This window comes from Zhouia amylolytica AD3, assembly GCF_000511935.2.
Classification (GTDB): Bacteria; Bacteroidota; Bacteroidia; order Flavobacteriales; family Flavobacteriaceae; genus Zhouia; species Zhouia amylolytica.
Genome location: NZ_AYXY01000001.1, coordinates 93,381 through 110,356, shown reverse-complemented (window position 1 = coordinate 110,356; position 16,976 = coordinate 93,381). Strand labels below are relative to the sequence as shown.

The window sequence follows — 16,976 nt, the reverse complement described above, 5'->3', positions numbered from 1 at the left end:
CGCAACTATTAATAGCCGGAGCCGTTGTGCGTTACCTTTAAACAAGTATGATTTTTAAAATTTAAGTATTATGAAATATTGTCGGATATTATTGACCTGCATCGTAGTAACCATATCCTTACAAACTTTATATTCCCAAAGCGGCAATAAATCGGTTTTTGTTTTAGTTCACGGGACCTGGGGTGGTGGATGGGCTTTTAAAGAGGTGGACTCATTACTTAGTGAAAATGGTAATATAGTTTATAGACCAACTCTTACCGGCCAAGGTGAAAGAGTTCATTTTATCATCACCTGAAATTGGATTAAAAACACATATCACAGATATTGTAAATACAATTCTTTATGAAGACCTTCATGATGTTATTTTAGTTGGTCATAGCTATGGTGGAATGGTTATTACCGGAGTAGCCGACAGTATTCCAGAGAGAATAAAGAAACTTGTATATGTTGATGCAGTCATTCCTGATAATGGTGAGAGTATTTCATCCATTTTCAAAATAAAAAATGAAGGTCCTTTTAGAAATGTAAATGGATATCTAATACCAACTTGGGTTGCAGAAGGACAAAAACCACCAAAGGATGTGCCTCATCCGTATAAAACTTACACAGACACCATAATTCTTAAAAACCCTTTGAGGATACAACTTCCAACAACCTATGTCCTGACGGTTGACAAAGGTAAAGAACCAAAAAATGATGATTTTGCCTCTCAAGCCGAACGTGCTAAGGAAAAGGGATGGATTGTTTTGCAATTAGAAGCTGACCACAATCCTCAATGGTCTTCTCCGGAGGAATTTGTTAAACTGCTCCAGGAAATCGTCGAAAACTAAAAAAGCGAATGCACAACATCGTATAAAATTCATTGCTCCAGACCTTCCTCTCGGAAAGATCTCAAAGATTTGCTATCTTCGGTTTACGGCCAAATATCCGCGAGGATTTTATTCATGTAATATTGATGGTTAATCAGGTATTCATGAAATCCTTTGGTTTTCACGCAACCCAACCATTGCCGAACCGCATACATATTAAATAACTCATGCAAAAAGAAAACCGTAAGAAGGATATGAATTGGCCCAATGAGGCCGATAGAGAGTTATATACTTCTGAATGGTTCGGTGCAATTATTCGGTATTTTTGGAACTTTGGCAGAAAGAAATTTAATGATCTATACACACCTAAAGAAATAAAAAAGAATGCGCTTATTGGATGGCTATTTAAGGTCATTTTTGTTTTGATTTTAATATATCTAAGCTACAGATTTAGCTTAGCTGACTAAAAAACGATTTACAACACATTATAACCGCAATTTAGCTCGTTGATAATCTTGTTAAGGAGATGTTCCAAACCGAAAATCACTATCTTTAATCCCATTATTAAGGCTTATACAAACCATTGTGTGGCATTAAACTAAACATATCAAAATGAATCTGAGAGAAAAGAAACCTGCATTAATTCTTATAGACGTTCAAAAAGCCTTTCTTGATGAGGACTACTGGGGTGGAAACAGGAATAATAAAAACGCTGAAATCGTTTGTGGAAAGATCCTTAACAAATGGCGTGGACTAAATTTGCCTGTTTTTCATATTAGACATAGTTCTTTAAACCCAGAATCTAAACTTAATAAAGATAATATAGGATTTGAGTTTAACAGCAATGTTTTACCCAAAGAAAATGAACCTATAATAACTAAAAATGTAAACAGTGCTTTTATCGGCACCAATTTAAAGGAGCAATTAGATGAAATGGGTATTACTGCATTGGTAATAGTTGGAATCACTACTAATCACTGTGTATCGACAACGACTCGAATGGCCGGGAATTTTGGCTACGAGACCTATTTAATCTCTGATGCAACCGCTACTTTTGACCGAATTGGAATTAATGGAGAAAAATATGACTCTGAAATAATACACTTAACAACACTTGCTAATTTGAACGAAGAATTTGCTACTATCTGGAATTCTGAAACATTGACAAAGGAGTTGTAAAAAGTATCACACAACAATAGCAGTGAATAATTACTACCACTCGCCTACTTCTAAATCCTGATAATTATCGGGGCTTGGAGGTTTTTATTGGGTTTGAATTTGTTAAGTCAGAAAGTTATAACACGCTACAAACCATACGACAATGGAAGTATAATCAATATGAAAAAACTAATTCTGATTTTTACCATTCTAACTTTTATATAATGCGGAATTGAATCGGGTAAAATGATTTATAAAACCAAAGGCGGAGCATTTGCCTCCCTACCTGGGAACTATATAGCTGACTTCGAGATTTTCGGAAAAAAATCCAAAATCCATCGACTGCCAAAGTAGATTTTTATGTAGGTGTAAAAGTGAACAAAATGGGTAAACTAAAAATAAAAACTGATCCGAAAGTAGAAAAAGTCTTTGCGAATTATCCCGACATTGTTAGGGATAAAATACAGTTTTTAAGAAAGCTGGTCATTGAAGCGGCTGAAGAAATGCAGGAGGTAACCATTTTGGAGGAAACTCTGAAATGGGGAGAACCCAGCTTTGTCACAAAGTATGGCAGCACATTACGAATGGATTGGAAAGATAAAAGACCTGACCAATATGCCATGTATTTTCAATGCTCCAGCACATTGGTCGAAACTTTTAGATTAGTTTTTGACAACAAATTTCAGTATGAGGGAAAACGAGCAATCATTTTTCAATTAAACGAAAAAATTGCTGAATTAGAATTAAAAGAGTGTATTAAAGCGGCTTTAAGATACCATAATGTCAAAGACCAAATAACATTGGGAATATAAAAAGTAATGCCTATCAACGGATATAAAAAATAGTGGCTTAGCTACTTACACTAATTAAATTTAACAATTTAAATGTCGTTGTAATACTGAATATCCAGGCCTTAAAAAAAAGCTACTCTTCATTTAATGAGACCGTTGTACTTAATTGAAAAAATCTATCGAAATATTAACACAAAGAACAAGATTAAGATTGATTGAAATCTCAGATTTAGATTCAATTCATAAACTGCATTCATTACCTGAAACTGATAAATATAATGCGCTAGGAATACCCAAAAGTATTGAAGAAACTAAATCTGTAATTGAACCTTGGGTTGCAGAGAATAAACAGAATAACATTAGGAATTACACTTTTGCTATCGAAAATAATTTGAATAAAGACTTCATAGGGTTATTTGGATTAAAACTCGGAAATGAAAAATATAAACGAGGAGAGATTTGGTATAAAATACATTCTGATTATTGGAAAAAAGGTATTGCAACAGAAGTTTTAGCGCGAATGATTGATTACGGATTTAATGAATTAAATCTACACAGAATTCAAGCAGGGTGTGCCGTGGACAATATAGGTTCAATCAAGGTTCTTGAAAAGGCTGGTATGATACGAGAAGGAAGAGGAAGACAAATATTGCCTTTAAAATCGGGTTGGTCTGATAATTTTGAATACTCAATTCTTGAAACAGATAACCGAAAATTAAGTTCAACAATACCTTAACTGCATTAAAACGTTGTTTAACCACCGCATTAGCCATTTAAAGAAATGAAAAAACTAATAGGAATTGAAGTAATATTTTTGACTTTATTTTCTTGTCAATATCTGGACACATTGCATTCGGACCATACTCTGACTGAAAAAATTGAAGCGGAATTTAATTCGGATTCGGAAATAATTGACCTGACCGAACTGAATAATTTTGAGTGGGAGGCATTACTAATACTTGGGCCTTATTCTGTGATTGAAAATATTGAGAAAGAACTGAATTTGGATTTAGAAAACATTAGAGAAAATGGAATTGAATTTAGCGACTCTATCAATCTTCTGATTTTTTTAAAAAATGGAAAATCAGTTAAAATCTCAGAGGTTTCAAGAGAGATAGGAGATTTTACGAATATGGGAGAGGTTATTAAAAAGAACGGGGTAAAATTTGTAAAAACAGCGAACAGGGTAAATAAATTAGCGGAATAAAATTGCTAAGAACAATGTATCCCCCCTATTAAGACTGATTAATGCATATGAGCATTATTTAAACCAATAAAACTCGTATCTTAAACCCTAATTGACACCATACGAGACCATTGTGCGTCATTTTAACTAACCAAAGGCCAATGATAAAATTCTTTCGAAAAATCAGACAAATCCTACTTTCAGAAGGCAAAACCGGAACGTATCTGAAATATGCTATTGGCGAAATAATTCTTGTTGTCATTGGTATTTTGATTGCCATTCAAATTAATAATTGGAGACAGCTAAAGGTCGAAAACACCTTAGAAAACAAATATCTAAAGAACCTTATTGTTGAATTAAAGCAGGACTCTCTTAGCTTGATGAACACCTATCTAAAATTAGATAGACAGGCAAGAACAAAAGGTCCCTTTTTAAATATGGTTAAAGGAAAAATCAAGAATGATTCTTTAATAGAATACTTTGAATACCAATGGCGGCCGATATCACGATATAATCCAATAAAATCTACATACACAGAAATGGGTACCAATTCTCATTTAAGAATCATCAAAGATGATATACTTCGAGAAAGAATAATTAAATTATATAATACCTATGAAGCCCTGGAAAAAGAAGAGGATTTTTTGATTAATTCTTCAACAAATAGTGTTCTAAATATAATAGCAGAAAAAATACCTGATATGTCTGATTACGATATAGATGATATTATGTCACTAAAATCCGAACCTCAATTATTAAATACTATTCAATTAAATGGTGCTTATACCCGACGTGATAATTACAAAAAAATATTGACAGAATGTTCGGCCTTAATTGAGAGCATTAAGGAATACAGGCCAATACTTAATTAATTGTACTATACAATTATCGAGAAAGAACTAAGGTAAGTAATGCTTTAAGTAATTTTGTGTAATGGTTAAGAAGTAGAATTATTCTTAATTTTATACTGCATCACAACCTGAGAAAACAAAAAATCAAAAATCGCAACCGCTAACAGTCTAATTCGTTGTTATTCATTGTAAGTAAAACTATGAATCGGAATTATAAATCTTTAAGAAATTGAGTACTATGAAAAAACTCTTAATACTGACAACCCTCTTATTCTTTTCATTTTCATCATCGCTCATCGCCCAAGAAAATGATTTTATCAAAGAATATTTAGAGCGACTTGAAACTTCAAAGAACTATTTAATTCTTGTAGCGCAAATGATGCCGGAGGATAAGTATGCCTTTAAAGCAACGCCTGAATCGATGAGCTTTGAGGAAAATTTAATGCATATCGGTTGGGCCATGGATTGGCACAGTCAATCATTGATGGGAGGACGTGAAGCCAGGGATTGGAATGCCGACGCGGAACTTAAAGTGGACAACAAATCGAAAAAGCAAATGATTGCCAAAATCAACGAAACCTTCGACAAAACCATAGAATTTATCTCAAATTTTGACGTGAATAGACTTGTAGAAAGATTGGACTATTTTGGAGCAGACCGAACAAAAAGACAGATTTTATTATTGCTTGCCGATCACATAACCCACCACCGAGCACAAATGCTTGTTTATATGCGACTCAATGGACTAAAACCGCCGAGGTATGTTTTGTACCAATAATACCAAATGAAATACATACATTTAACCTAATTCCTTTCACGGAATAATCCTGTGAACTGTTCCTTTCCGAAATCATATATAAAACCGTTAGCGCTAAACACCAAAAATGATATGAAAAAAGTCTGTTTCATACTATTTCTTCTTTTAACAATCAATCAAGTCGTATCTCAAAGTACAAAAGAAGGAACATTATTTAATCATTCGATAGTTTTAAAATCTGATGTTTTACAGGAAGAACGGGAAATCCAAATCTTCTTACCTCCCGACTACGAAAAAAATTCAAATAAATACCCAGTTCTTTATGTCCTGGATGCCCAACGTTATTTTTTAAATGGCATTGTGTTTCAGCAAAATCTTGTATGGCAAGAAATGGCACCTGAATTCATTGTTGTTGGAATAAATACAGATCCGGTAAAAAGACGCAACCTGTTTTATAAGGAGTCATCTAAATTTATTCAATTCATGGAAGAAGAATTGATTCCCAAAATAAATACCAGGTTTAATACTCTCGACGAGCGCATTTATTTTGGATGGGAAATGGCAGGCGGCCTGGGAATTCAAATCTTTAGCCAAAAACCTCATCTTTTTAATGGCTTTCTTTTATCGAGTCCGACACATATTTCTAAAGACCGCCTGAAAATGGTGGGGAAAATGTTGAAATCAGCTCCTAAAGATGATCTACAACTATATGCAACCTTAGGGACAGTTGAAAATTGGGCGACAGCATCCATGGCTTCTTTAGATTCTATTTTTCAAAAGTATCCGGTAAAAAATATCATATGGAAATATCATCTTTCCGATAATGAGAATCATTATACCACTCCATTAACCACTATAAATGAGGGGTTAAAATTATTTTTTAGTAACTATGGCCCACTAAGGTTTTATTCAGTCCAGGAGTTTAAAGATTTCGGAGGTATTGATAGTCTTAAAAAACATTATCAAACCAGGGGTGAAAAATATCATATTTCAAATGAGATTCATTCCGACACCAAGCACTATCTTCTGCTACAAGCTCTTAAAGAAAATAATTTTATACTCTTCGATGCGTTAATGACTGAAATGGATGGCAAAACTTTTATTAAGAGTTACTATCGTCAGGCCAGATGGTTTAATAGATTTTCTGGTTTTTATACAGATAATAACCGGTTCGCCGATGCTCTTGAAATAATAGAATCAGGACTTCATAAATTTCCGAATGCATCCATTTTACATTTTGCCAAAGGGAATTATTACAGGATAAAAGGTGATTTTAAAGAATCCAGAAAATGGTATGAAGAAGCTATTGAGATCGCAAGAATGAATAATGAACCTGAACTCGAGAAGTATGTTAGTGAAATAAAAAAATATAACAAGGATTAACAAAGTTCGTAAATCATTACTTCGATTCAGGATATTTACTGAATTAAAGATTCTATAGCCAGCACCTCATACAATTCAGCATGGTTGAATTATTAAAATTTGGCTATATTCATATCAATGAAATTTGATTTCGGCTGAAATAAACTGTGAATTTATCAATGCCATAATCACATGCAAAACCGTTAGTATTAATTAAAAATGAAAACACGGGGGTTAAAAACAACGATCAACAAGCTCCTACAGCCAAATTTCGGAACGTTGGTGGTATTTTGTATCGCACTTTATGGGTTGGCAATTTTTCAAGACTACGTCTTCTCCAGAATTAAACCAACTCATTTTTATTGGACTGATACTATGCTCTATAACATTTATTGGCTTCTATTTATTCCATTTATTAAAATTGCACATTCCTTTTACATTAAAATTCAATTCAAATCACTTCATCGGAAAGTACTTTACGCTATTGGCAGCGGACTTCTATTAAGTGTTCTTCATATATTAATTTTTACCTCCATATTTATTTTAGGGAGTCATCTTATTTATTCTATACCTCACCGTTTTTTAACCATCCTTAAAAATGCAATCTCAAATCAATTACATATAACCATTATTGTTTATTTATTTAGTCCTTTGGTTTTTGACTTTCTTAAAAGAAAAAGGTATCCCACTGCTAAAAAAGCCAACACAACCATAACCCTAAAAAGCGGAGTTAGAAGAATAAAAATTGACATTTCTACCATTCTATTCATTGTAACTGACAGACCATATGCGGCGGTTTATTCAAACGATCAAAAGTATCTACATGATGAGAGTTTGAAAAAACTTGAAAAACTTTTAGACCCTCAAATCTTTTTAAGGGTTCACCGTTCAGCAATTATCAACAAAAATCACATCACTGAACTAAAATCGCGGAAAAATGGTGATTACGATGGTATACTAACCAATGGACAATCTATCAGGCTCAGCAGACATTATCGCCAGAATTGGAATCAATTGTTAAACCACTAAGCTGCAAAACCACTCCAGCCAGCCAATTTACAGGCGGTTCCCTTTTCAATACATTAGATTTAGCAGACTTTTGAAATTCATTAAAACTTAAACAATGAATAAACAAAAAGTCACCTTAGTACAATGTATTGTGAGTTTATTTTTCACTCTAAGTGCCTGTTCACAAACGACAAAAAAGAATGATCCGATCTTAAACAGCCAAGCGTCATCTGAATTCACCAATAGAGAAGATTGTAGTTGGTGCGGAACTTCAGAAGCTCCGGAAGATGTATCCTGGAGAACCGTTATTCCTCCAAAAGGAGAACCCGGAAAGAAGCTTATTATATCCGGAACCGTTTATTTATCCGATGGTAAAACCCCTGCCAAAGATGTTATTGTTTACGTTTATCACACCAACGTTAATGGAGTTTATCCTAAAAGAGGAAACGAAAAAGGAAATGATAAATACCATGGTTATTTGAGAGGTTGGATGAAAACAGACGCTAACGGAAAGTACGAATTTGAGACCATTCGTCCTGCACCCTATAACACCCATGAGGGAGAACCAGCACATATCCATTATACCATTGAAGGTCCTGGTTATCCCGAGTATTGGCTGACGGGGCTATGGTTTACTGACGATCCCAGAGTAGGTGCATATGAAAAGAAAATTGAAAGAAGCGGAGGATTTTCAAATATTGTCACCTTAACAAAAGATGAAAACAATGTTTTAAGAGGCAGAAGGAATATTAGACTGGAAAAATTTAAAAATTAAAGTTTGAAATCATTATTAAATAAAACTATTTGGACGATCTCCGAAAAAGGTGTCAGTATTAGCATCCTTGTACTAAGGGTTGGCGTTTCATTTTCAATGCTTTACCTTCATGGATATCCAAGACTCATAAGTTTCAATGAAATAAGTTCTGAATTTGCCGACCCTTTAGGAATAGGATCTCCCACAAGTTTAGGTCTTGTTGTGTTTGCCGAGTTCTTCTGTTCGTTGCTGTTAATTATTGGGTTATTTACAAGATGGAGCTGTATTCCGTTAATAATTACCATGATGGTAGCTACCTGGGTGATTAACGAAGGGAAAGATTTTATTTTTCAAGAAAAAAGTTTTGTTTACTTAATTACCTATTCCAGTTTATTTCTAAGTGGAGGAGGATACTTTTCTTTAGACCATCTACGATCAATTCAAAAAAAAACTTAAACAATAACTATTACCAGCAAATATGCATAACCGCCATTACGGTCAATCCCACTAACCTTCAACTGTCCTCTAGGCAAGTTAGAGTTTCGCCTGTCAAAACAGGTCTTTCAGGTAAATTGGAGTTGGTTTCGCCAGACATTCATTTTTCCTGACCTCATACTAAATCAAAAATCATTAACTTTAAAATAATAACTAACACATATACAGCTTGTTAATTAAAATCATGATTTTAAAACAACCAAAGTATGATAACAAAAAACACGCTCTTCATAGCTGTGACCCTTATTTGTCTCACCTCATCGTGTACCCCTAAAACAGATTCGGAGACTAAAAAGTCAGTGGTTGCAAAAACAATCAATTCATTTTACCAATCCTTTGAACAGAAAGACATCAACCTCATGTCTGAAGTAATGGCACACGATGATAGTATGCTCAGTTTTGGCACAGCTATGTTTGACATTCATAAAAGTTGGTCGGAATGGAAAGAAAATCACATCGCGCAATTTAAAGCCTTTGATAGGGCTACAATCAACCCCACCAACTTAAATGTATATCTTAGCAAGAATGGAAATGTAGCCTGGTTTGCGGATATAACTAATTGGGCACTCGTTATTGAAAATGAAACTATCGAGATTGATAATGTCAGAATTACCGGGGTGCTTGAAAAGCGAGACCATGAATGGAAAATAGTGCAAATTCATGCTTCCGTCCCCCAAGGATAGCGTAATTACATTTGCCCAAGGTTGGATGTAAGAAATTGCAGAAGATAATTAACCTGAAGAATTATCCTTACATTTATAATGTATCCTAACCGTAGGATATACAAATTACAAAACCCAACTGCGCTTAGACGAACTGATATAAGCAATACAAACAGCACTCAACATGATTATCAAATCCTGGAGCATCTTATTTTTTTTATTGATTTCAGTTGTTTGTACCGGGCAGGGAATACAAGATTTTAAACCCAAATTTAAAACATCAAAAAAGACAACTCATAAAATCCCCAAGGTACAGGCGTATACTTTTGGGTATTTGGAGGTATTGGAAAACAGAAATAACCCAAGTAGCAAAACCATCCAAATTCCCATCTACATCTTTAAAAGCAGAAGCGACCATCCTAAACCTGATCCGATCATATATACCGTTGGGGGTCCGGGTTCTACTACGATGCCATCGGCCCAATATATGAAATATTATAAATATCTGGACGACCGAGACTTTATTTTGGTAGAGCAACGAGGGAACTATTATGCGAGTCCTTCTTTAAATTGTCCTGAATGGTCGCAGGCTCTTAAAACCATAAATCTACCTGGTTTTGATGCTAAAAAATCCGGTTCGCTTCTTACAAAAGCAGCTAAAAGTTGTAGAGACCGATTGACCAGAAAAGGGATTGACCTGAATGGATATAATACAAACGAAATAGCTGCTGATATCAATGACCTGGTTACTGTTTTAGGGATCAAACAGTACAATCTGCTCACCATGTCTTACAGTACAAAGATCGCACAGGTATTAATGCGGGATTATGCACAGCGGATTAGAAGCGTGGTGATGGATTCACCTCTACCTTTGGAAGTGAACTATGATGAAGAAAGCGTTCAAAACCTAATAGAATCTGTGGACAGGCTTCTTTCTGATTGTGAGGCTGACAAGCAGTGTAACAGTGCCTTCCCTAACCTAAAAAATAGATTCTATACGTATCTTAAAGAGAAGACCAAAGATCCGTTGGAGGTCCATATTGAAAATCCGAAGAATGGAAAAACAGAAATCTTTTACTTGGCAGGAAAGGATTTAATAACGGTATTTACCTCTGCATCCACTGCAGATGTTATCAGTATTCCATTGGAGATGGACAAGCTGCTCAAAGGGGATTTAACCCTTGTGAAAGAACAGCTTATATATGTATTCCAGGAACCAGGAAATGGGGCTGGAGTCGGGATGCGGCTATCGGTCTGGTGTTCGGAGGAACATCCATTCAATTCACGGGAAATCATAAAAGCCGAAACTTCAAAATATCCTCAGGTTGAGGGATTATCACCAGCGGTTTTCGATGATGAAATCTGTAACATCTGGAGTGTCAAAAAAGTATCTGATATCGAAAATCGGCCCGTTAAAAGTGATATTCCTGTATTACTCATAAGTGGCGAATATGACAATGAAACCCCGGTTAAATGGGCGAAAGCAATGATGACCAATTTAACCAATAGCTATCATATAATTTTCAGAGGCTGGAAGCACACCCCAACTACTAATTGGGGAAATCAATGTGCGATGCAAGCTGCCAATGACTTCTTTAATCATCCATTTGAACAACCAAAACCAGATTGTTTTGAACACCTCAAAAATCCTGAATTTAAAACGGAATGAATAATTGTTTGGAACATTCTACAACCCCAACTTAGCCCGCTAACTCATCGTACTCTGTTAATGAATTCTATTTGTTAACGTACGTTCTAAGTTGAAAATCGTTAACTTTAGTAAAATAACTGACGGCTAAACAAAATCATTGGGAATCAATGACAATTTTGAATAAACAATGAATAAACCTGACATCATACTTAGACCCACGAAGATTTCGGATTTAGAAATTTTGTTTGAATTCCAACTTGACGAAGAAGGTGGATACATGGCTGGATTCATGCCAGAAGACTCGACTGACAAAGTTGCCTACGTCAGCAAATACACAAAATTGTTGGGGGACCCTGAAGTTAATAATCAAACCATCACGGTTAATAATATCATAATAGGAAGCATTGCTAAGTTTGTAATGGCCAATGAAGCAGAAATCACCTATTGGATTGATCGAAATTTTTGGGGACAAGGCATTGCCACCACAGCGTTAAAATCATTTCTTAATGATGAAACTGCCAGACCAATTTTCGGACGAGTGGCTTTTGATAATTATGGTTCGCAGAAAGTTTTAGAGAAATGTGGTTTTAAAAAAGTAGGCTCCGACAAAGGGTTTGCTAATGCCCGACAGATGGAAATAGAGGAATTCATTTATAAACTTGAAATATAAAAACGAAGAATCACATTTTATATTCCATTTAGGTTTTGAGGTTTTCATAAAAAATCCAATTCGCTATAACACAAAGACAAAATCAAACTTTAGACCAAAAATAGAAATCATGAAAAAATTAGAATTCAAGATAGATATCAACGCGTCGGCTGAAAAGGTTTATAACACTATGCTTGGTATTAACAATATTGAAACCTATAACCAATGGACGTCCGAATTTAATCCCACCTCAACCTATGAAGGAAGTTGGGATAAAGGCTCAAAAATCTACTTTATCGGAACGGATAAAAATGGTAAAAAGGTTGGAATGATATCTGAAATTGCTGACAATATTCCTTACCGATTTGTTTCTATTCGCCATTACGGAATTTTAGATGGTGAAAATGAAATTACCGAAGGTCCTGAGGTTGAAGAATGGGCAGGCGGACTTGAAAATTATTCATTCCATGAGGATAACGGGGTGACAACGGTAGCCGTATCAACTGATGCCGCAGATGACTATCATGATTATTTTAACACCACCTGGTCAAAAGCCTTAAATAAGCTTAAAGAGCTTGCGGAAATTTAAAGGAACCATAATTGTTCAATTAAATAAGCAACCACTCCAGATAGCTATCGCACCTCTCGGGATTTCTATTTGGTTTGAATTTGCTAATCTATAGAACCCTGATCTTGAATTCGATTTTCTATCGTGCATACTAAGCCGAAAAACATTAACTTTAATACTTTAGGTTACTGACACTTATACGAATCCCTGGCACGCATTGGATAAAATTTAAATTATGACTTTAGAAACAGGAATCAGTTTATTGACTTCAATTGGCGTCATTATCTCAGTTATTTTTCTCGCCATAGAAATTAAAAAAAACACACAAGCTGTGCGATCTAACTTTTACGACTCTTTTGCGAATTCCAACAGAGAGTTTCTAAATCAACTCATCGCCAATAATGATTTAGGGAAATTGTTCGAGAAAGGAACCAAATCATGGAAAACATTAGAAGAAGATGATAAGCGAACTTCGAATTATATGTATATCCAACTTTTTCGTATTTGGGAGAACTTGTACTATCAAAACAAAATGAAAGTTCTCGAGCCATGGCTTTGGCAAAGTAATAAAAACACCATAGTTTCTTATTTCTATCTGAAAGGCATTCAGGAATGGTGGCAATTCCGGAGACAGTCATTTTCAAAAGAATTTGTTGATTTCCTGGAAAAATCGAAAAAGCCTACGAATGAAATTAAAGTTATTGAAGATTTATTGGCCACCGACAAAGAAGGAAAAATTCCCGCTAACTAAATATCAGTCCAATAAAAACGTTCTACGGTTGGGATTTTAACCTGTTATCAAAAGAATATTAGAGGTTTCCCATAAATAATAGGCACATACTAAGATTATAATCAATTTTAAACATACTATTATGAAAGCAATTAAGTATCCTAAATCCTTTTCTCATATTGGAATAACCGTCCCCGATATCCACAAAGCGGTTGATTTCTATGAGAGCGTTATGGGATGGTATGTTATTATGCCCCCGTCAACGGTTAAGAAAGAGAGGGAAACTACTATAGGACAGATGTGTATTGATGTATTTGGAGAGGATTGGGTGCAATTTGAAATTGCTCATATGTCGACATCTGACGGCATTGGAATTGAACTTTTTTCATTCCCACATGGAATTAAAGAAGCACCGGAATTCAACCCATTTAACACAGGACTTTTTCATTTTTGTGTCCAGGACCCTGACATAGAAAATTTGACAAAAAAAATTGTTGAGGCCGGAGGAAAACAAAGAATGCCTATACGGTCATATTATCCGAATGAAAAGCCATATAAAATGGTTTATGTCGAAGATCCATTTGGAATCGTATTTGAAATATATACCCATAGTTATGAATTGACCTATTCTTCAGGGGCCTATCAAGAGTAAATGAATGAGTATGCGACCAAAAATAAAACTGCCATTAACGCCGGCTGATAAGGTCATTGAATTTATCGGTTGGAGTGCATTGATAGGAATTTGGATCCTGACCTTACTAAATTATAGTAGGTTACCAGAAACTATTCCGATTCATTATAATGGGGCTGGAGAAGCAGACGGATATGGGACCAAAGGAAGTATTCTGACCTTACCTATCATATCGTCATTTTTATTCATTGGGTTAACGGTACTGAATAAACATCCACACCTTTTTAATTATCCGGGTACCATCACCGAAGAAAATGCTGTCCGACAATATACCCTTGCAACCCGATTGATAAGACTTTTAAAATTGGTTATCTTAATCATATTCGGACTTATCGTATATCAAACCATTCAAAACGCAAACGGTATTTCGGACGGACTAGGAATTTGGCTTTTACCCATATCGATTTGCCTTATTTTTATTCCAATTGCCTACTATCTGACCAAATCAATTCAATCGAACAAGGATAAAAAAAGGTCTATAAGTAACAACTCATAGCTTAAACCGATATCTATAAATAAAATACGATGTAACATAATCAGTATCTCCTCGTCTTACTTTTATCGTAAAATGTCGTTTTAATGTACAAATCCATTATTCCTGTATTATTCTTACTTACTAATGTATCGGTTAAATCACAGAGTATAAAAGATTCAATCACTTTGGAGTTAACAGCGTTCAGTAAAAACAGTTCACTTGCTGGATTTGGTGTTGCCATTGTAAATAAAGACAGTATTGTCTATTCAAAAGGCTTTGGTTACGCTGATATAGAATCTCAAAAAGTCTACACTAGTTATACCCAGCAACCCATTGCCTCCATTTCAAAAACATTACTAGCCGTTGCTTTGATGAAAGCTCAAGAAATGGGAAAATTGAATTTGAATGATCCTATCAATAAACACCTACCATTTAAAATTGTTAATCCGAATTTTCCCGGTGACAACATAACCATACAACAGCTTGCAAATCACACTTCCAGTATTCTTGATGGTGAAACATATTTAAATACGTATGTATTTAAAAAGAAGATCCCGCCGTTTTACACCCATTTAGCTGACAAGGATATAAAATTGGAAGTACAAAAATGGGTTGAATTGCTCAATGCAAATGAGATGATGACGTTCGGTGAATTTATTAAAAAACAGTATGTGAGGGGACAAATATGGTATGATGAAAAGCAAAACTTTTCCACCAACAAACCTGGAAGCACCTATAAATACAGTAATATGGGAGCTAATATTGCGGCTTATATAATCGAACAGGCATCTGGAGAAAGTTATTCCTCTTTCATACAAAAATATATACTAAATCCGCTTCAAATGAATAACTCGGGTTGGCGAGGAAAAAGTTATGAGCCAAAGAACGCTTCAACCCTATATTGGTATGGACATCCTATTCCGGAATACGATCTCATAACCTATCCTGATGGAAATTTCATGACCAACATTGTCGATTATGGTAAGTTTTTATGTGCTATGATTCGTGGGTATGAAGGTGAAGATAATTTATTAACCGCTGAGAGTTACAAGGAAATGATGAAAGATCCGGTTTCATCTGATTTTAGAAAAGGTATTTTTTGGAGTGTGGATTCGGAAAAAATTGGTCATAGTGGCAGTGATTTTGGTATTCTTACTCACGCTTATTTCTTAAGGGAACATAATATGGATATTATCGTATTCGTCAACACCTCGGATACCAAGAACGGGACAACGGAAGTAAGAGATATTTACAGAACTCTTTTAAAGTATGTGAGGCTTACCCCATAAAAAGTTAATGGCTACCGCATGCCTCCTCATGAATCCCAATTTCTCTAAGAGGTTATAAATTTCCTAATCGCTAAGCATTTGCTAAATTAGCTATTTAAACCATGTAATAAATCTTACAGAACAGTGTTGTTTACAAGTTAAATCGAAAGAATAAAAACATGAATAAGACTCTTGAAGTTATTATAATTGGTGGTGGTCCTGCTGGAATGAGCGCCGCCCTTGTATTAGGTCGCAGTAGAATACAAACACTTGTATTGAATACGGAGAGACCAAGAAATATGGTTACAAAACATTCTCATGGCTTTCTGACTCAAGATGGAAAACATCCTACGGAGATTTTTGAAACTGCCAAAAAGCAAATGGCCAAGTACCCGTCGGTGGTCTATAAAAACGAAAAGGCGTTGCAGCTAATATCTAATGAAAGTGGATTCCGCGTTGAAACAGAAAACGCTGTATACGATTCCAGAAGAGTCATTATCGCAACGGGACACCGTGATAATATCGAAAGCATTGGGATTAAGGGCCTGAAAGAGGTGTATGGTACCTCCGTCTACCCTTGTCCGTTTTGTGACGGTTTTGAAATGGCAGATAAAAAACTGGCTGTAATCGGTGATGCTGCAATGGCAACTATGTTCGCAAAAAAAATCAAGCATTGGTCTGATGATGTTATTGTATTTACCAATGGAGAACCGGTATTAGATGAGGCTATTGTGGAAAACCTTAATCTGAATGGTATCCCCATCATGGAGGAGAAAATCACACAGCTGAATTCGAACCATGGAGTATTACAATCTATTGTGCTCGAAGGTGGGCAAATGATCGAAAGAGAAGGTGGTTTTATACCAGATACCAAATCGACCGAGTATACGGATTTTGCAAAAACTTTGGGAGTCGCTAAGGAAGAAGGGTTTATGGGAATGGAAATCTATAAAGTTGACGATTTTAAAGAAACGGATATTAAAGGATTGTTTATTATTGGAGACGCCAGAACGGGATGGAGCGGAGTGGCTTCTTCGGTAGCGGAGGGCAGTGAAGTTGGCAAAGCAATTACCTTTCAAATCATCGATGAAAATTGGAAATAAAGCCCTGT

The 16,976-nt window shown here is 35.2% G+C and carries 21 protein-coding genes; all 21 read left to right on the top strand.

Going from position 1 to position 16,976, the window contains the following annotated elements; translation table 11 throughout:
• The first annotated feature begins 266 nt into the window (after nucleotides 1-266).
• The 21 genes from P278_RS00555 to P278_RS00455 all read left to right on the top strand — a co-directional run bounded on the left by P278_RS00555 (nucleotide 267) and on the right by P278_RS00455 (nucleotide 16,968).
• Nucleotides 267-830, top strand: a complete 564-nt coding sequence (locus P278_RS00555) for an alpha/beta fold hydrolase (protein ID WP_051413334.1) — start codon at nucleotides 267-269, stop codon at nucleotides 828-830.
• 206 nt (nucleotides 831-1,036) lie between these two features.
• On the top strand, nucleotides 1,037-1,276 hold the full coding sequence (locus P278_RS00550; RefSeq protein ID WP_038260641.1) for a hypothetical protein: 240 nt from the start codon (nucleotides 1,037-1,039) through the stop codon (nucleotides 1,274-1,276).
• Between the two features lie 145 nt (nucleotides 1,277-1,421).
• Nucleotides 1,422-1,988, top strand: coding sequence for a cysteine hydrolase family protein (locus P278_RS00545; RefSeq protein ID WP_038260638.1), 567 nt, complete (start codon nucleotides 1,422-1,424; stop codon nucleotides 1,986-1,988).
• Nucleotides 1,989-2,350: 362 nt separating this feature from the next.
• A complete protein-coding gene (locus P278_RS00540; protein WP_038260635.1) occupies nucleotides 2,351-2,779 on the top strand; it encodes a DUF1801 domain-containing protein in 429 nt (142 codons plus the stop codon).
• Between the two features lie 145 nt (nucleotides 2,780-2,924).
• Nucleotides 2,925-3,494 carry a GNAT family N-acetyltransferase gene (locus tag P278_RS00535; RefSeq protein WP_051413333.1) on the top strand — a complete coding sequence of 190 codons (570 nt, stop codon included), beginning with the start codon at nucleotides 2,925-2,927 and terminating at the stop codon, nucleotides 3,492-3,494.
• Between the two features lie 45 nt (nucleotides 3,495-3,539).
• Nucleotides 3,540-3,965 carry a hypothetical protein gene (locus tag P278_RS00530; protein ID WP_051413332.1) on the top strand — a complete coding sequence of 142 codons (426 nt, stop codon included), beginning with the start codon at nucleotides 3,540-3,542 and terminating at the stop codon, nucleotides 3,963-3,965.
• Between the two features lie 140 nt (nucleotides 3,966-4,105).
• Nucleotides 4,106-4,816 carry a DUF6090 family protein gene (locus P278_RS16625; protein WP_038260634.1) on the top strand — a complete coding sequence of 237 codons (711 nt, stop codon included), beginning with the start codon at nucleotides 4,106-4,108 and terminating at the stop codon, nucleotides 4,814-4,816.
• Between the two features lie 217 nt (nucleotides 4,817-5,033).
• Nucleotides 5,034-5,573, top strand: coding sequence for a DinB family protein (locus P278_RS00520; protein WP_038260633.1), 540 nt, complete (start codon nucleotides 5,034-5,036; stop codon nucleotides 5,571-5,573).
• Nucleotides 5,574-5,684: 111 nt separating this feature from the next.
• A complete protein-coding gene (locus P278_RS00515; RefSeq protein WP_152973867.1) occupies nucleotides 5,685-6,935 on the top strand; it encodes an alpha/beta hydrolase-fold protein in 1,251 nt (416 codons plus the stop codon).
• A gap of 198 nt (nucleotides 6,936-7,133) precedes the next feature.
• Entirely contained in the window at nucleotides 7,134-7,943 is an 810-nt protein-coding gene (locus P278_RS00510; protein WP_082436051.1) for a LytR/AlgR family response regulator transcription factor, read from the top strand.
• Nucleotides 7,944-8,037: 94 nt separating this feature from the next.
• A complete protein-coding gene (locus P278_RS00505) occupies nucleotides 8,038-8,697 on the top strand; it encodes a dioxygenase family protein (protein ID WP_051413329.1) in 660 nt (219 codons plus the stop codon).
• Nucleotides 8,698-8,700: 3 nt separating this feature from the next.
• On the top strand, nucleotides 8,701-9,132 hold the full coding sequence (locus P278_RS00500; RefSeq protein ID WP_152973866.1) for a DoxX family protein: 432 nt from the start codon (nucleotides 8,701-8,703) through the stop codon (nucleotides 9,130-9,132).
• Between the two features lie 245 nt (nucleotides 9,133-9,377).
• Entirely contained in the window at nucleotides 9,378-9,854 is a 477-nt protein-coding gene (locus tag P278_RS00495) for a nuclear transport factor 2 family protein (RefSeq protein ID WP_038260632.1), read from the top strand.
• Nucleotides 9,855-10,017: 163 nt separating this feature from the next.
• Nucleotides 10,018-11,502 (top strand): alpha/beta fold hydrolase, encoded by a 1,485-nt coding sequence (locus tag P278_RS00490; protein WP_055725793.1) that lies wholly within the window; start codon nucleotides 10,018-10,020, stop codon nucleotides 11,500-11,502.
• A 169-nt stretch (nucleotides 11,503-11,671) separates the two neighbouring features.
• Nucleotides 11,672-12,154, top strand: coding sequence for a GNAT family N-acetyltransferase (locus tag P278_RS00485; RefSeq protein WP_038260627.1), 483 nt, complete (start codon nucleotides 11,672-11,674; stop codon nucleotides 12,152-12,154).
• 109 nt (nucleotides 12,155-12,263) lie between these two features.
• Nucleotides 12,264-12,722, top strand: coding sequence for an SRPBCC family protein (locus tag P278_RS00480; RefSeq protein WP_038261743.1), 459 nt, complete (start codon nucleotides 12,264-12,266; stop codon nucleotides 12,720-12,722).
• 214 nt (nucleotides 12,723-12,936) lie between these two features.
• Complete coding sequence (locus P278_RS00475) at nucleotides 12,937-13,452, top strand: hypothetical protein (protein ID WP_038260625.1); 516 nt, start codon at nucleotides 12,937-12,939, stop codon at nucleotides 13,450-13,452.
• A gap of 121 nt (nucleotides 13,453-13,573) precedes the next feature.
• Nucleotides 13,574-14,083 (top strand): VOC family protein, encoded by a 510-nt coding sequence (locus tag P278_RS00470; RefSeq protein WP_038260623.1) that lies wholly within the window; start codon nucleotides 13,574-13,576, stop codon nucleotides 14,081-14,083.
• Nucleotides 14,084-14,093: 10 nt separating this feature from the next.
• Nucleotides 14,094-14,618 (top strand): DUF1648 domain-containing protein, encoded by a 525-nt coding sequence (locus P278_RS00465; protein ID WP_235444220.1) that lies wholly within the window; start codon nucleotides 14,094-14,096, stop codon nucleotides 14,616-14,618.
• Nucleotides 14,619-14,701: 83 nt separating this feature from the next.
• Entirely contained in the window at nucleotides 14,702-15,886 is a 1,185-nt protein-coding gene (locus tag P278_RS00460; protein ID WP_051413327.1) for a serine hydrolase domain-containing protein, read from the top strand.
• A 158-nt stretch (nucleotides 15,887-16,044) separates the two neighbouring features.
• Nucleotides 16,045-16,968: an NAD(P)/FAD-dependent oxidoreductase gene (locus P278_RS00455; protein WP_038260620.1), complete on the top strand. Its 924-nt coding sequence runs from the start codon at nucleotides 16,045-16,047 to the stop codon at nucleotides 16,966-16,968.
• Nucleotides 16,969-16,976: the final 8 nt, after the last annotated feature.

Coding starts and splice junctions, on each gene's coding strand:
- P278_RS00550 (WP_038260641.1), top strand. CDS start 1,037: ATGCAAAAAGAAAACCGTAAGAAGGATATGAATTGGCCCAATGAGGCC.
- P278_RS00545 (WP_038260638.1), top strand. CDS start 1,422: ATGAATCTGAGAGAAAAGAAACCTGCATTAATTCTTATAGACGTTCAA.
- P278_RS00540 (WP_038260635.1), top strand. CDS start 2,351: ATGGGTAAACTAAAAATAAAAACTGATCCGAAAGTAGAAAAAGTCTTT.
- P278_RS00530 (WP_051413332.1), top strand. CDS start 3,540: ATGAAAAAACTAATAGGAATTGAAGTAATATTTTTGACTTTATTTTCT.
- P278_RS16625 (WP_038260634.1), top strand. CDS start 4,106: ATGATAAAATTCTTTCGAAAAATCAGACAAATCCTACTTTCAGAAGGC.
- P278_RS00520 (WP_038260633.1), top strand. CDS start 5,034: ATGAAAAAACTCTTAATACTGACAACCCTCTTATTCTTTTCATTTTCA.
- P278_RS00515 (WP_152973867.1), top strand. CDS start 5,685: ATGAAAAAAGTCTGTTTCATACTATTTCTTCTTTTAACAATCAATCAA.
- P278_RS00510 (WP_082436051.1), top strand. CDS start 7,134: ATGAAAACACGGGGGTTAAAAACAACGATCAACAAGCTCCTACAGCCA.
- P278_RS00505 (WP_051413329.1), top strand. CDS start 8,038: ATGAATAAACAAAAAGTCACCTTAGTACAATGTATTGTGAGTTTATTT.
- P278_RS00495 (WP_038260632.1), top strand. CDS start 9,378: ATGATAACAAAAAACACGCTCTTCATAGCTGTGACCCTTATTTGTCTC.
- P278_RS00490 (WP_055725793.1), top strand. CDS start 10,018: ATGATTATCAAATCCTGGAGCATCTTATTTTTTTTATTGATTTCAGTT.
- P278_RS00485 (WP_038260627.1), top strand. CDS start 11,672: ATGAATAAACCTGACATCATACTTAGACCCACGAAGATTTCGGATTTA.
- P278_RS00480 (WP_038261743.1), top strand. CDS start 12,264: ATGAAAAAATTAGAATTCAAGATAGATATCAACGCGTCGGCTGAAAAG.
- P278_RS00475 (WP_038260625.1), top strand. CDS start 12,937: ATGACTTTAGAAACAGGAATCAGTTTATTGACTTCAATTGGCGTCATT.
- P278_RS00470 (WP_038260623.1), top strand. CDS start 13,574: ATGAAAGCAATTAAGTATCCTAAATCCTTTTCTCATATTGGAATAACC.
- P278_RS00465 (WP_235444220.1), top strand. CDS start 14,094: ATGCGACCAAAAATAAAACTGCCATTAACGCCGGCTGATAAGGTCATT.
- P278_RS00460 (WP_051413327.1), top strand. CDS start 14,702: ATGTACAAATCCATTATTCCTGTATTATTCTTACTTACTAATGTATCG.
- P278_RS00455 (WP_038260620.1), top strand. CDS start 16,045: ATGAATAAGACTCTTGAAGTTATTATAATTGGTGGTGGTCCTGCTGGA.